Source organism: Pseudomonas sp. PP3, from assembly GCF_905336995.1.
Lineage (GTDB): Bacteria > Pseudomonadota > Gammaproteobacteria > Pseudomonadales > Pseudomonadaceae > Aquipseudomonas > Aquipseudomonas reinekei.
In genome coordinates this window covers 2120259-2134407 of sequence record NZ_HG995459.1, presented here as the reverse complement: position 1 = coordinate 2134407, position 14149 = coordinate 2120259, and the positions used below count along the sequence as shown (strand labels likewise).

The following is a 14149-nucleotide window of genomic DNA, read 5'->3' as shown; positions in this document are numbered from 1 at the left end:
ACCTTGAATTAGTGAGTCAGCGTGGCTGGAGCGGTGTTGGCCGAGGCAATGGCCTCAGGCTGAAACCCGCCACCCAGCGCCTGTATCAGTTGGATCGACAGGTCGATCTGCTCGGCATTCAGGTTGGCCAGCTGACGCTGGGCCTGGAGCAATTGCTGCTCGATGCTGAGCACGTCCAGGTAGTTGCCGATGCCGGAACCGTAGCGCTGGACCACGGTGTTGTAAGAATCCTGGGCGATGTCGGTGGCATGCTGCTGCGCAGCGATCTGCCGGCCGATATCACGCAACTGGTTGATGCTGTCACTGACATCCCCCAGCGCTCTCACCAGGCTTTTGTTGTACTGCGCCACCGCCAGGTCGTAGTCGGCATCGCGGGAATCGAGGTCGGCACGCAGGCGGCCACCGTCGAAAATCGGTACGGAAATGGTCGGCGCAACATTGAAGAAGCGGCTTGCCGAACCGAACATCGCATCGCCCAACAACGATTCGGCACCCGCCGCCGCGCTGAGGTTCAGGTTTGGATAGAACTGCGTCTTGCCGGCGTCGATGTTCTTGCTCGCCGCCTCGACCCGCCAGCGCGCGGCCACCAGGTCCGGACGACGCCCCAGCAACTCGGCCGGCAACACCGACGGCAACGCCACGGCGCCAGGCTTGAGAATGTTCGGCCGGGTGATTTCATTGCCACGATCCGGGCCTTTGCCCAGCAGCACGGCCAAAGCAATCTTGGCGCTTTGCAGGCGCTTTTCGGCGTCGATCAGATTGGCTTGCGAGGTGGCTTCCAGGCTTTCGGTTTGCTGGAACTGATACTGGCTGTCGATCCCGGAGCTCAAGCGGCGCTGGCTGAGGTCGAGCATTTGCCGGGTGCGCTTGAGGTCTTCGGCGGACAAGTCGTAGACGATGTGCGCCTGCCCCAGATCGCTGTAGGCACGGGTGACGTCGGCGGACAAGGTCAATTGCGCGGCCTGCTGGTCGACTTCGGCGGCACGGGCCTGGCCGAGTGCCGCTTCCCAGGCATCACGCTGCCCGCCCCAGAGATCGAAGTTGTAATTGAAACTGGCACTGATGTTACGCACGGTGGAGTAGTTGTCGCCTTGCCCCAGCGGGTCTTGGTCACGGGCCAGACGCGAGCGGCTGACACCGGCGCTCGCATCGAGGGTGGGCATGCGCGCGGCATCGGCGGCGTAAGCGGCGGCGCTGGCCTGATGGGCGCGCGCATCGGCGATCTGCATGTCCGGGCTGTCGCGCAGGGCTTCACGGATCAGGCCATCGAGCTGCGGATCGCCAAGGCTTGTCCACCAGTCACTTTTCGGCCAGGCCGCGGGCGACAGCGTCACGCCACTGAGGGATTGCCCGGCCTTGAGGTTTTTCGCATCGAGGCTGACGCCTTCGGTGTTCAGGCCGCTGTAACTGGCGCAACCGGCCAGGCTCATGGCCAACAGCACCAGGCTCAGGCCGGTGCGCAGGGTTTTACTGTTCATTATTGCCACCAAAGCGCAGCAGGGTGATCGAGTCACCGGCTGCTACCAGAATTTTCTTGAGGATCAGCTCCAGGGTTTTCAATTCATCCGGAGTAATGGCGCCAGCCAGTTCATTCATCGCTTCAGCGCCGATGTGCGGCAGGCGATCCGCCAAGGCCTGACCTTGTTCGGTCAGCACCAATCGCACCTGCCGGCGATCTGCCTCGGAGCGTTGGCGAGCGAGGAAACCTTTCTGTTCCAGACGATCGAGCATGCGGGTCATCGAACCGCTGTCCAGGGACAAGTGCCGGCACAGCTCGCCCGGCGAATCGACGCCGTACTGGGCCATGATGATCAGCACCTTGAACTGCGCGGCTGTGATGCCGTGGGGTTCCATGTGCGTGTCGATGATCCGGTCCTTGAGCAGCGCAGCGCGCCCGAGCAGGAGACCGAGATGGCAATTGTGGAAATCGTCTGGCGCGAAATGTTTCATCAGGACACCAATTAGCTGCCTAGGCAGTGAATGTATGTCGAGATGTTACTGCTTAGGCAGTGAATGTCAACGTAATAGTTAGGAAGCTTTGTAAATAGTTGACCGGTGGTGGTGGGATGCTTTGGTTGGGTACATATCCATTGCTGCGGTAACGGCTACCTAGGGTTCCGCTCTTACAGCGGGTCACTTTCGAAAAGCGCGAAAGTAACCAAAGCGCTCTTGCCCCTTTCGTTCGGTGCCTCGCTGTGGCTCGGCATGCCCTCGCTCCGGTCCTGCTCCGTGGGCCCGCCGCCATCGGCCATCCATGGCCGGGGGCGGCTAACCCGGCATCCATGCCGGGTTGCCCACTGCGCAGAACCTCCACTCGGCCTCACGAGGGGGCGAGTACCGCCACAGCACCGCGAGGCGGCCTGCCGGCCGGCCTGTTTATAGGGTTCGTGCGCATCTCCCCCTGTAGGAGCCGGCTTGCTGGCGATAGCGGCCGTTCAGACGACATCGTTGCGCCTGACATTGCGCTATCGCCAGCAGGCTGGCCCCACAGTTGGATTGGGGCATTTGGTAATGAATGGGTGATTGGCAGGGCGCTATCGCCAGCAAGCCGGCTCCTACAGTTTGGAATGTGGACCAACCAGACAAACAGGCCGGCCGGTAGGCCGCCTCGGCCCTTTTGATCCACCCGCCCCCTCGGCAGGCTGAGTGGAGGCGTTTATCCGGGGGTGGGCGCGCAGCGCCGTGCGGCGAAGCCGCACACATCGAGAGGAGGTCGTCGCGAAGCAGACCGGAGGCGATGCCCCCGGATGAATGCCGGAGTGAAGGTACCCCGAGCCTAAGCGAGGGGCCGTACGTAAGGGGCGAGCGTTTTTTGCTTACTTTTTTAGGCGCTTGTAAAAAAGTGAGTCGCCGTAAGGGCGAAACCATAAGCCGCCGTTACCGATGAAACGGATATGTACCCAATCAACCAACAACCAGGTCGGCTCCCAGGCCGCCTGGTCTAAAAATCCCGCTTATAGAAAATATCCAGCGAACTCGCCACGCCCCCCGCCGCCTCGAGATAAACCTTCTTGCTCAGCTTGTAACGCAACGCAATGGTATTGGCTGGCTCAAACACCCCAACGCCATAGCGCAAACTGAGCTTCTCCGAAAGATTACCGCTCGCTACAACACTGGTGGCATTACCACTGCCCTCAGTATCAAGCTGAAAATCCTCGATCCCCAGATTCTTCGCCAGACTCCCAGTAACACCCGAGCTGCCCATCAACCCCAGCCCAAGCGCCGCCTGGGCAAGCATGTTGTTGTCCTCACCGTTGGTACTCAACGGCCGCCCCAGCACCAGGTAGGACAGCGCCTGCTCCTGGCTCATGGCCGGTTCGGAGAAAATCTGCGTGGTCGGCTGTTCGGCGCTGCCGCTCAAGCGAATACCGGCGATCACGTCGTCAGTCTGGCGAATCGCTTCGATATCCAGATACGGCTGATCGATCGGCCCGGCGAACAGCAAGCGCGCCCGACGCACCGACAGGCGCTGGCCGTAGGCGCGGTAACGGCCGTCGTTGAGCCACAGCTCGCCACGGGTGTCCATGTTGTCGCCGATGTGCACATGCCCCTGCACATTCGCGGTCAGGCCAAACCCGGCAAAACTGAGTTTTTCCTCGCCGACCACCACGTCGATGTCCATTTTCATCGCCAGTGGCGGTTTGCCCTCTTCGGTCTGATAACCGACGATCACCGTGTCATCGGAGACCTTGACCGTCGATGGCGGCAATTCGCGGATGGTGATGTCGCCCTTGGGCACCTGCACTTTGCCCACGATAGCCAGCTCATCTCCCTTCATCGAGATTTTCAGGTCCGGCGCCACTTCAACCTTGGCGTACGGTTCGACGCTGACCGGCAATTGCGAACCCTTGAGCGCCAGATCCACCACCAGCGCCTGACCCCAGGCGATGTTGCCGTTCAAACGGCCCTGCCCGGTTTTGCCGCTTTTCCAGCCACCGTCGAGCTGAACGGTTTCCCCGGCGATCAGCGCTTGCAAGCGCAAACCCTGAATTTCCATTGGCAACTCCGGGCCGGAAACCTCGCCATCGCTGAGCAACAAGCTGCCGTTGACCAGCGGCGCCAGCAGACCACCGGAAATCGTGCCGCTGCCATTCAAGCGCCCGGTGAGTTTCTCGACCATGGGCACGAAGGGACGCGCCACCGACAAGTCCAGACCACTCAAGCGGAATGATCCGCTCAGTGGTTTGTTCTTCAGCAACGGGTTGATCTGCGCCTGCACCATCAGTTCGCCGAGTTTGCCGCCGACAAAATCAAGGTCCGTGTCGATGCGCTTGGGCGTGAGTCTGCTGGTGAGTTTCAGGGTCTGGTACGGGAAGTCCAGCCACTGGTCTTTCTCGCGAACACGCAAGGTACCGCCGCTGGCATCGATGCTGATCACACCGTTCGGGCCGCTGGCGGGCAGGTCCAGCTGCACGTCGGCGTTGAGCCGTCCCTGCCAGGCAAAGTCTTTCGGCAGCCATTGCGCGAGACTTTCGATCGGGAACTGCTTGAGGTGATAACGCAGCTTCGGATCAGGCATCAGACGCTGGTCTTCGCCGCACAGGCTGGCCTGGCCGGATGCCCAGCAATGGGCGCCGAAGTTGATTTTGCCGTCCGCCAGGCGCTCCAGTTTCGCCGGGCCTTGGAGTTTCCAGTCCTGACCACCGGCCTGGATATCGCCACTGGCCAGACGTCCACGCCAGTTACCTTTGTCCAGCGCACCGTCCAGGCCGAGGGCCAGTTTCAGTTTCGGCCCTTGCAGGTCGAGGCTCAGCTTCTGGTTCTTGATGTTGCCCTGACCGCTGGCAGTCAACGTGCCCAACGCGGTATCGCCCGCCTGGATGCCGCTGCCCTTGAGGTCGATTTTCGCCCGTTGGGCGCTGTCGAGGGTGGCGTCGAGATTCAGGCTTTGCAGGCGGTTGTCCTGAAACGCCAATTGCGAGCCTTGCAACCCGAGCTTGCCCTGCGGCGCCTTGAGCGTGCCGGCGACATCGACCCGGCCATTGATCTGCCCGCGCAATTGCGGCCAGAGTTGGGCCAGGCGCAGCAACTTGATATCGATCTGGCCACTGAGTTTCTGATGCAGGCTGCCTTTGCCATTGATGCTGTTGTCGCCGAGGCGGATCTGCAGGGCATTGAGGTTCCATTGCTCACCGGCGCCGTCGGCCTTGGCTTGCAGAACCGCCGGCTGGCCGCGCAGTTTGCCTTTCAGATCGAGGTCGGCGTTGAGGCTGAGTGTTTCATTCTTCATCTCGCCTTTGCTGCGCAATGGCCCGGCCAGGGTGCCCGGCAACTCCGCGACCCAGTACGCCGGGTTGATCGCCGACAAGTCCAGCGCGGTGTCCCAGGCAATGCCATCGGCAAATTGCAGGTTCAGGTGCCCTTCGGCCTTGCCCTGTCCGGCGATAAGCTGGAGTTGCTGCAAATAGATTTTCGTCAGGTCGCCGGCGAACGGGCTGGTCAGGCTGAACGCACCGGCCGGGCCGTCGAGCGCCGCCTTGAAGTTGCCCAGATACTTGCCATCGGTGTAGGAGACTTCACCATTGAAGCTGCGCAGGGCGACTTGCGGTTCTTCGATCAGCGGGTAGAGGCGGTGCCAGGGGAAATCCAGCCAATCGACTTTCGCCTCGGCGCTCAAGCCTTTGCTCCAGTCCAGTTGTCCGCTCAGTTTCAGACTTTGTTTGTCGTTGGCGGTCAGGTCCAGTGCAGCGATCTGCGCGCCATTGGCGTCGACCTTGCCTTGCAGTGCCAGCGCCACCGGGCCTTCTTCGGCCGGCAACGTGGCGTTGCCGACCAGCGCATAGCCGTTTTTCAGGTCACCGGCGCCGGTGAGTTGCAGTTGATTGAGTTGCAGGGTGTCCGGCAGATCGGCACTCGGTTTGAAGCCGTCAGCGGTGATGCGCACCTTGGCCGGCAGGTTTTCCACCAGTGGCTGCAGCTCGCCGGACAGCTGCCCGTCGAGATAGCCACTGCTGTCGGCTTTCAGGTTCAGGGTTTTCAGCAGGTCGCCATCGATCTTCAACGCCAGCGTCCAAGGCGCCGGGGTTGACAGGGTCAACTGTCCTTCAGCGTCGAGCGGCCAGTTTCCACCGGGTTGCAGGTGCCCCTTGAGGTTCAGGCTCAGATCGTCACGCTGCAGTTTCACCGAGTCGAGCTGCATGCCCTTTTCTGTCCAGTGCGCCGCCAGTTGCAAACCTTTCAGTTCTTCGCTGCCGTTGAACAGCAGGCTGCCCACCTGAATGTCCCCCAGCTCAAGCGCGACCGGCAGCTGCAAGTCCGGCAGGCTGATCGGCCCACTGCTGGCTTCTTCGCTCGGCGGAAATTGCAGGCTGACCTGATCAGCCTGCAACTGATCGATGCACAAGGTCCTGCGCGTCAGGCACAGCGGCGACCAGGCGAAGATGACTTTGCTCAGTTCAACCCGGCTGGTGTCTTGCTGCCACAACACGCGGTCGGCGCTCCACTGACCGCCCAGGCGCCCCTGGAAATTGTCCAGGGTCAGGCCGGGCACAAAGCCGAGCGCCCAACGGCTGCCCGTCGCCGTCCCCAGCACCGTAACCAGCGTCAACAGCAGCAACATCAACAATGCCGCCATCGCCAGCAGCGTTACTTTCAAGCCACGTTTCAAAGCTCAGGCCCCATGGAAAAGTGCAACCGAATGCCGCCATCGTCGTCCAGCGCATGGGCCAGGTCGAGGCGGATCGGCCCCACCGGCGATACCCAGCGCACGCCGATGCCGACCCCGGTCTTGAGGTTCGGCAGTTCGAGTGTATTGAAGGAGTTGCCCTGATCGACGAAGGTCGCGACCCGCCATTTTTCAGCGACGGAGTATTGGTACTCGGCGCTGGCGGCGACCATGTAGCGGCCGCCGATGCGGTCACCTTCGTTGTTTTCCGGGGACAGGCTCTGATAGTCGTAGCCCCGCACGCTCTGATCGCCACCCGCGAAGAAGCGCAACGACGGCGGTATTGATTTGTAACCGTTGGTGGCACTGCCACCGACCTGTACGCGACCGAGGAAGCGGTGTTTGTCGAAGACCGTGGTCAGGCCTTTGACCAGCGCGGTGCCGTACAGCAAGTTGTTGTCCGACCCCAGGCCTTCTTTTGCCACCTTGCTTTCGAATTGCAGGCGATAGCCGTTGTGCGGGTCGATGCGGTTGTCGCTTTTGAGGTACGAATAGCTGACGCCCGGCATCAACAAGGTACTGAGGCCGGAGTCGTCACCGAGCCGGTATTCCTCGCGCTGCCACTTGAGCGAGACCACTCGCTGCCAGCCGCTTGGCAACTTGCTGTGCCATTCGGGGCCGACGGTCAGCAGCTTGCTGAGGCTGTCCTTGTCGGCGATTTCTTCGCTTTGGTAACCCCCGGCGAAACGCAGTTTGTCGGTCAGCGGCGGGTCCAGCGGAATGTCGTAGAACAAGCCGACGTTTTGCCGAGGCGCCGAGACTTCGGTTTCCCATCCGTAACTGTGGCCTTGCGGATTGACCCAGTGCCGGGTCCAGTTGGCCTTCACTCGCGGGCCGACATCAGTGGAGTAACCCAGACCCAGGCCCATGGTGCGTGGCTTGCGGGTCTCCAGTTTGACGTCCACCGGGATTACATCGTTCTTGGACGCTGTCGGTGCCGCATCGACCCGCACGCCTTCGAAGTAACCACTCGATTGCAGCGCCTGGTTGAGCTCGGCGATCAGTTCGGAGTCGTAGGGTGTTCCGGCCTTGAACGGCACCATGCGTTGCAGCAGGTCTTCGTCGAACGGCGTGTCGCCTTCAAAGTTGACCTTGCCCAGTGTGTAGCGCGGGCCGCTGTCATAGATCAGCTCGATATCGGCGACGCCGGCACGGGGGTCGACCGACAGTTTCGAACGGGTGAAATGCCCGCTGAAGAAGCCGTAACGCGAAGCCTGATTCTGGATCAGCCGCTTGGCGTCATCGTACTGACCATGATTGAGCACCGCGCCAGTTTGCAGCGCGTGGTTTTGCGGAACGCGAAAGGATTTCAGGGAGGCCGCCGGGCCGTCGACGCGGATGGTGACGTTGCGCAAATGCACCGGTTCACCGGGGTCGATGTTGAGGATCAGGCGCGGTTTGTCGCCGCCCTTCACGTCACTTTCGATTTGCGGCTGGTAATAACCCAAGGCCTGGGCGGCTTTGCGCGCCTGCTCCTCGGCGCCACGACTGAAGCGCAACAAGGCTTCTTCGTCACGATCGCCGAGGCTGCCGATATAGCCCTCTATATTGGCCTTGAGTTCATCGTTGGACGGTTTGATCCGCACATCCAATTCACTTTGCGCCAGTGCCGCACAGCTGGTAATCAGCATGAGCACGCCACTGGTAATTCTTCCTGGAAACTTCATAGGCGCGGATGCTATCACGAGCTTGGGAGCGTGATAGAGCCTGGAGGGCGCGGAAAGTTCGACCTTACGCGGTTGCGCTCTGCACGACCTGTGGGTTGGCGTGAAAAAACACATGTTCGCGAATCGGTCCTACGGCCACCTCGCCAATTTCCTCATAGCCCTGGCGTTTGTAGAACTCCAGATAACGCGGATTACCGGTGTCGAGGATCACGCCCTGAGAGTTTTCATCCACCGCGCACCAGTTATGCACCGCTTGCAGCAATTGCTCGCCGAAGTGTTTGCCCTGGAATTGCGGATGAATGCCCAGCAACGGCAAAACGTGCACCGAGTCGGATGGCGAGCACGCCGCCACGGCATCGTGATATTCGAGGTAGCGACGCGTGCAGCGAAAACCGGTGCTGAGCACCATCCGCAAGCGCCATGCCCAACTTTCGGTGATGCCCAACCGACGTTGAGGCGGCGCGATCAGCGCGATGCCGATCAAGCGGTCATTGACCAGCAGGCCGATGGCCGGCAAATCCTGCAGAAAGTGTTGCTTGACCAATTCGCGCACGGTGGCGCGCACCCGCTGTTCGTAGCCGGGGCGCTCTGCCTCAAACAGGTAGCCGAAGGTCGGCTCGTGCCGATAAGCCTGGTACAACAATGAGCGGGCTTCGCGGGAATAGCCGCTGTCGAGCATATGAATATCGGCGATGGCGGTGGAGGTTTCGGGCATGACGGTGATTCTCCCCTGGGCGCGTACAAATGGCGGCGCTCTTGTTGGTACGAACCTGTTGCTGATGGCACAGTTCCCCAAAGGTATAGACCAACTCGAGACCTTCCTCGATTTTGCCGGCCTCACAGGCAACACAAATCCCACAGACCAAAATGATCTGTCCCACACTGGCCCATCTCCCCCATGTCAGCTAGCATCGCCCTTTTGCCAGGACTGCCGACCATGAAGATTGTCTCCTTCAACATCAACGGGCTGCGCGCCCGTCCCCATCAGCTGGCGGCGCTGATCGAAAAGCATCAGCCGGATGTGATCGGGTTGCAGGAAACCAAGGTCCACGACGACCAGTTCCCGCTTGAAGAAGTCAAAGCCCTGGGCTATCACGTGAATTTCCACGGCCAAAAAGGGCATTACGGCGTAGCCCTGCTCTCGCGCCAGGAGCCGCTGGCCCTGCACAAAGGTTTCGCCACCGATGAAGAAGACGCGCAGCGACGCTTCATCTGGGGCACCTTCGCCGACGCCGATGGCGTGCCGGTGACCATCATGAACGGCTACTTCCCTCAGGGCGAAAGCCGCGATCACCCGACCAAATTCCCGGCCAAGCAGCGTTTTTACAGCGATTTGCAGCAACTGCTGGAAAGTCAGTTCAAGAATGACCAGCCGCTGGTGGTCATGGGCGACGTGAACATCTCCCCGGAAGACTGCGACATCGGTATTGGCCCGGACAACATGAAGCGCTGGCTGAAAACCGGCAAATGCAGCTTCCTGCCGGAAGAACGCGAGTGGATGGGCCGCCTGAAAAACTGGGGCCTGACCGACAGCTTCCGTCACCTGAACCCCGAAGTGGCGGATGTCTTCAGCTGGTTCGATTACCGCAGCCGCGGTTTCGAAGACGAGCCTAAGCGCGGGCTGCGCATCGATGTGATCCTCGCGTCCCACGGCCTGTTGCCACGGGTCAAGGCGGCCGGCGTCGACTACGAACTGCGCGGCATGGAAAAACCTTCGGATCATGCGCCGATCTGGCTTGAGTTGAGCTGATCACCATCGCCTGTGGGAGCGAGCCTGCTCGCTCCCACATTGGAAAACTGTCATCCCTCTGAAATCTTACTGACTTAATCTCCCGGCACCTCCTTTAGCTATTCAAGGTGCCGGCATGACGCTGCGCGGTTTGTTCCTGTTGATGCTGTGCACCTGCTTGCCGTTGATGACCTCGGCCAGCGGTTTGCCGCTACCCGACCATGGCCCGGTGCTGCGCATCCAGGGCTCCAACACCATCGGCGCAGCGTTGGGCCCGGCGTTGGTCGAAGGGCTGCTGCGCGAACAGGGCCTGCTCAAGGTTCACAGTGAAGCGCCGGACAAGGCCAATGAAATGCGGGTCGTCGCTGAGACTGCTGAAGGCCGTCGGGTGGAAGTGGAACTCGCGGCTCATGGCTCCAGCACCGGTTTCAGTGCGCTGAAAAACGGCAGCGCCGACCTCGCCGCCTCCTCACGCCCGATCAAGGACAGCGAACTGCTGAGCCTCGAATCTTTCGGCGACCTGAAAAGTCCAGGTGCCGAACAAGTCATCGCCATCGACGGCCTGGCAATCATCCTTCACCCGCAAAATCCGCTGAACCAACTGGACACCGTGCAACTGGCGCGGATTTTCAGTGGCGAAGTCAAAACCTGGGAAGAAATCGGCGGCAGCGGTGGGACGATTCATCTTTATGCGCGGGATGATCAGTCCGGCACCTACGACACCTTCAAGGAATTGGTCCTGAGCCCTCGCGGGAAAAGTCTCAGCAGTACAACGAAACGCTTCGAATCCAGCGAACAGCTGTCCGATGCCGTCAGTGCGGACCCGCAGGGGATTGGTTTTATAGGTTTGCCCTACGTACGCCTGGCCAAAGCGGTAGCGATTGTCGATGGGCAGTCACAGGCCATGCTGCCACTCAACAGCCTGACCGCCACGGAAGATTATCCGCTGTCGCGCCGCTTGTTTTTTTACCTGCCGCCCACCGGGAAAAATCCCTGGGCGCAAGCGCTGGTGACCTTCGCCCAAAGTAGCAAGGGCCAGGCGATTGTTGCTGCCAACGGCTTTATCGCCCAGACCGTACAGGCCATGGCCGTCGCCCCGAATGCACTGATGCCGGAGGGCTATCAGGCACTCAGTCGTCACGCCCAGCGGCTGTCGGTGAATTTCCGCTTCGACGAAGGCAGCGCCAATCTGGACAACAAGGCGCGGCAGGACTTGTCCCGGGTACTCGACTATATAAAGCAGCACGAAAAGACAGATCGGCAGGTGACACTCGTAGGGTTCGGCGATGCCAAGGATGACCCGGCGCGGGCGGATCTGTTGTCGAAACTGCGGGCCATGGCGGTACGCCGGGAGCTGGTGAAAAGCGGTGTGGTGTTGCGCGAGATTCGCGGCTTTGGCGCCGAGATGCCGGTGGCGGCCAACAGTGCGGATGAAGGGCGGATCAAGAATCGGCGGGTTGAGGTTTGGGTGTATTGAATTGAAACACGAATAAATGTGGCGAGGGAGCTTGCTCCCGCTCGGCTGCGCAGCAGTCGTAAATCCAATCACCGCGGTGTGTCAGCCAGACCTTGGTTGCTGGGTTCAGGGCCGCTTCGCGACCCAGCGGGAGCAAGCTCCCTCGCCACGAGTATTCACTCAACAGAAAAGATTCACTGGTCTTACTGCCCGCTACGCATCATCTCTTTCGGCACATATTTACCGATTTCGAATTTGCCGATTGCCGCGCGGTGTACTTCGTCCGGGCCGTCGGCCAGGCGCAGGGTGCGCTGCATCGCGTACATATAAGCCAGCGGGAAATCGTTGGACACCCCTGCCCCGCCGTGCATCTGGATCGCCCGGTCGATCACCCGCAGCGCCACGTTCGGCGCCACTACCTTGATCTGCGCGATCTCGCTTTTCGCCACTTTGTTGCCGACGGTGTCCATCATGTACGCCGCTTTCAACGTCAGCAGCCGCGCCATGTCAATTTCCATCCGCGAGTCGGCAATCTTGTCGATGTTGCCGCCCAGGCGCGCCAGAGGCTTGCCGAACGCGGTGCGGTTCACCGAGCGTTTGCACATCAGTTCCAGCGCCCGCTCAGCCATGCCGATCGAACGCATGCAGTGGTGAATCCGGCCCGGGCCAAGGCGACCTTGGGCGATTTCAAAGCCGCGTCCTTCGCCCAACAGGACGTTTTCGTACGGCACCCGCACGTTTTCGAAATGCACTTCGGCGTGACCATGGGGCGCGTCGTCGTAACCGAACACCGGCAGCGGGCGCACGATCTTCACACCGGGAGCGTCCACCGGCACCAGGATCATCGAGTGCTGGGCATGGCGCGGCGCATCGGGGTTGCTCAGGCCCATGAAGATCAGGATCTTGCAGCGCGGATCGCACGCGCCTGACGTCCACCATTTCTTGCCATTGATGACCCACTGGTCACCGTCGCGCACTGCACGGGCCGCCATATTAGTGGCATCGGAGGACGCAACGTCCGGTTCGGTCATGGCGAACGCCGAGCGGATCTCGCCACGCAGCAACGGCTCCAGCCAGCGCTGCTTTTGCTCTTCGTTGGCGTAACGCACCAGCACTTCCATGTTGCCGGTGTCCGGCGCCGAGCAGTTGAACGGCTCTGGCCCCAGCAGCGAACGGCCCATGATTTCCGCCAATGGCGCGTATTCGAGGTTGGTCAGGCCGGCGCCCAGCTCGGACTCAGGCAGAAACAAATTCCACAGGCCCTCAGCCTTGGCCTTGAGTTTGAGTTCTTCCATGATTGCCGTCGGCTGCCAGCGATCACCTTCGGCAACCTGGCGTTCGAACACGGCTTCGGCGGGATAGACGTAGGTGTCCATGAACGCTGTTACGCGCTCACGCAGTTCCTGAACCTTGGGCGAATAAGCGAAATCCATGAGCGAGATACCTTCTTGGGGGAGGTTGTTTTAGGTCATGTATCGATGCTAGAACAGCGCTGATAATTTACCTAGCCTATTCTCGGCGTGTATAAACATTCATCACCGATATATGATCGGCTGATCGTCACGGTCAGCCCGTCCATACAATAAGAGAAACGCGTAATGAATCTGAGCAAGGTCGACCTCAACCTTTTCATCGTCTTCGACGCGATCTACACCGAAGCCAACCTGACCCGTGCCGGGCAGATCGTGGGCATTACCCAACCGGCGGTGTCGAACGCTCTGGCCCGGTTGCGCGAGACCTTCAACGACCCGTTGTTCGTGCGAACCGCCCAGGGCATGGTGCCCACGCCGATGGCGCAGAACATCATCGGGCCGGTGCGTAACGCTCTCTCGCTGCTGCGCATCTCCGTACAGGAAAGCCGCATTTTCAACCCGCAGCAGGCGAACAAGACTTACCGCATCAGCATGACCGACCTCACCGAAGCGGTGATCCTGCCGCCGCTGTTCCAGCGCCTGCGGCGTCTCGCACCGACGGTGATCATCGAAAGCTTCCTGTCCAAGCGCCGCGAAACCACCAAGGAACTGGCGGCCGGCCGCCTTGATTTCGCCGTGGATGCACCGCTCAACACCGACCCGCAAGTGCGCCACGTCAAATTGATGGAAGATCGTTATGTCTGCGCCATGCGCAAGGGGCATCCGCTGGCGGGCAAGGAAAAGCTGACGCTCGATGAATACCTGAGCCTGACCCATATCCATATTTCCAGCCGTCGAAGCGGTCTGGGCTATGTCGACCTGGCCCTGGGCAAGATGGGCATCCAGCGCAAGATCGCCCTGCGCTCCCAGCATTACCTGATGGCCTCACAGGTAATGCAGCAAACGGACATGGTCATGACCGTGCCGGAACGCTTCGCCCGCCGAAACGATTTGCACGCCTTCAACCTGCCGGTCAACGACGTGCCGCCAGTGGAAACCCACCTTTACTGGCACGAAAGCACCGACCAGGACCCGGCCAACCGCTGGATGCGCGAGCAGATGATCGAGTTGTGCCAACAGGTGACGGCGCATGAGAAGAAGCTCGAGAAGCTGTAGGACTTGAAACCGAGGTGACTTCTTCGCGAGCAGGCTTGCTCCCACAGGGATGATTTGTCGTACACAGACATTGAGTTCAATGAAAAACCACTGTGGGAGTGAGCC

9 protein-coding genes are annotated in these 14149 nt (G+C 60.6%); 3 read left to right on the top strand and 6 right to left on the bottom strand.

Going from position 1 to position 14149, the window contains the following annotated elements; translation table 11 throughout:
- Positions 1 to 8: 8 nt before the first annotated feature.
- The 5 genes from KHO07_RS09790 to KHO07_RS09770 form a co-directional block, all read right to left on the bottom strand.
- Complete coding sequence (locus KHO07_RS09790; protein ID WP_212627060.1) at positions 9 to 1478, bottom strand: efflux transporter outer membrane subunit; 1470 nt, start codon at positions 1476 to 1478, stop codon at positions 9 to 11.
- A complete protein-coding gene (locus KHO07_RS09785) occupies positions 1468 to 1950 on the bottom strand; it encodes a MarR family transcriptional regulator (protein ID WP_212627059.1) in 483 nt (160 codons plus the stop codon). Before KHO07_RS09785 ends, KHO07_RS09790 begins: the two co-directional genes overlap by 11 nt.
- Positions 1951 to 2941: 991 nt before the next feature.
- Complete coding sequence (locus tag KHO07_RS09780; RefSeq protein ID WP_212627058.1) at positions 2942 to 6607, bottom strand: translocation/assembly module TamB domain-containing protein; 3666 nt, start codon at positions 6605 to 6607, stop codon at positions 2942 to 2944.
- The gene (locus KHO07_RS09775; protein WP_150735198.1) at positions 6604 to 8331 is read right to left on the bottom strand and encodes an autotransporter assembly complex family protein; all 1728 of its coding nucleotides are present in this window, start codon (positions 8329 to 8331) and stop codon (positions 6604 to 6606) included. Before KHO07_RS09775 ends, KHO07_RS09780 begins: the two co-directional genes overlap by 4 nt.
- 64 nt (positions 8332 to 8395) lie before the next feature.
- Positions 8396 to 9046: a GNAT family N-acetyltransferase gene (locus tag KHO07_RS09770; protein WP_150735199.1), complete on the bottom strand. Its 651-nt coding sequence runs from the start codon at positions 9044 to 9046 to the stop codon at positions 8396 to 8398.
- Positions 9047 to 9268: 222 nt separating this feature from the next.
- Here KHO07_RS09770 and xthA point away from each other — a divergent pair, with 222 nt between their 5' ends.
- The gene (gene xthA, locus KHO07_RS09765; RefSeq protein ID WP_212627057.1) at positions 9269 to 10081 is read left to right on the top strand and encodes an exodeoxyribonuclease III; all 813 of its coding nucleotides are present in this window, start codon (positions 9269 to 9271) and stop codon (positions 10079 to 10081) included.
- Positions 10082 to 10196: 115 nt separating this feature from the next.
- Entirely contained in the window at positions 10197 to 11537 is a 1341-nt protein-coding gene (locus KHO07_RS09760; RefSeq protein ID WP_212627056.1) for a phosphate ABC transporter substrate-binding/OmpA family protein, read from the top strand.
- Between the two features lie 182 nt (positions 11538 to 11719).
- Here KHO07_RS09760 and KHO07_RS09755 read toward each other — a convergent pair whose 3' ends face one another.
- A complete protein-coding gene (locus KHO07_RS09755; protein ID WP_150735202.1) occupies positions 11720 to 12949 on the bottom strand; it encodes an acyl-CoA dehydrogenase in 1230 nt (409 codons plus the stop codon).
- A 165-nt stretch (positions 12950 to 13114) separates the two neighbouring features.
- Here KHO07_RS09755 and KHO07_RS09750 point away from each other — a divergent pair, with 165 nt between their 5' ends.
- The gene (locus KHO07_RS09750) at positions 13115 to 14044 is read left to right on the top strand and encodes a LysR family transcriptional regulator (RefSeq protein ID WP_150735203.1); all 930 of its coding nucleotides are present in this window, start codon (positions 13115 to 13117) and stop codon (positions 14042 to 14044) included.
- Positions 14045 to 14149: the final 105 nt, after the last annotated feature.

Excerpts from the sequence above, each read along its gene's own strand:
- KHO07_RS09770 (WP_150735199.1), bottom strand. The coding sequence starts at position 9,046 with ATGCCCGAAACCTCCACCGCCATCGCCGATATTCATATGCTCGACAGC.
- xthA (WP_212627057.1), top strand. The coding sequence starts at position 9,269 with ATGAAGATTGTCTCCTTCAACATCAACGGGCTGCGCGCCCGTCCCCAT.
- KHO07_RS09775 (WP_150735198.1), bottom strand. The coding sequence starts at position 8,331 with ATGAAGTTTCCAGGAAGAATTACCAGTGGCGTGCTCATGCTGATTACC.
- KHO07_RS09785 (WP_212627059.1), bottom strand. The coding sequence starts at position 1,950 with ATGAAACATTTCGCGCCAGACGATTTCCACAATTGCCATCTCGGTCTC.
- KHO07_RS09790 (WP_212627060.1), bottom strand. The coding sequence starts at position 1,478 with ATGAACAGTAAAACCCTGCGCACCGGCCTGAGCCTGGTGCTGTTGGCC.
- KHO07_RS09760 (WP_212627056.1), top strand. The coding sequence starts at position 10,197 with ATGACGCTGCGCGGTTTGTTCCTGTTGATGCTGTGCACCTGCTTGCCG.
- KHO07_RS09755 (WP_150735202.1), bottom strand. The coding sequence starts at position 12,949 with ATGGATTTCGCTTATTCGCCCAAGGTTCAGGAACTGCGTGAGCGCGTA.
- KHO07_RS09750 (WP_150735203.1), top strand. The coding sequence starts at position 13,115 with ATGAATCTGAGCAAGGTCGACCTCAACCTTTTCATCGTCTTCGACGCG.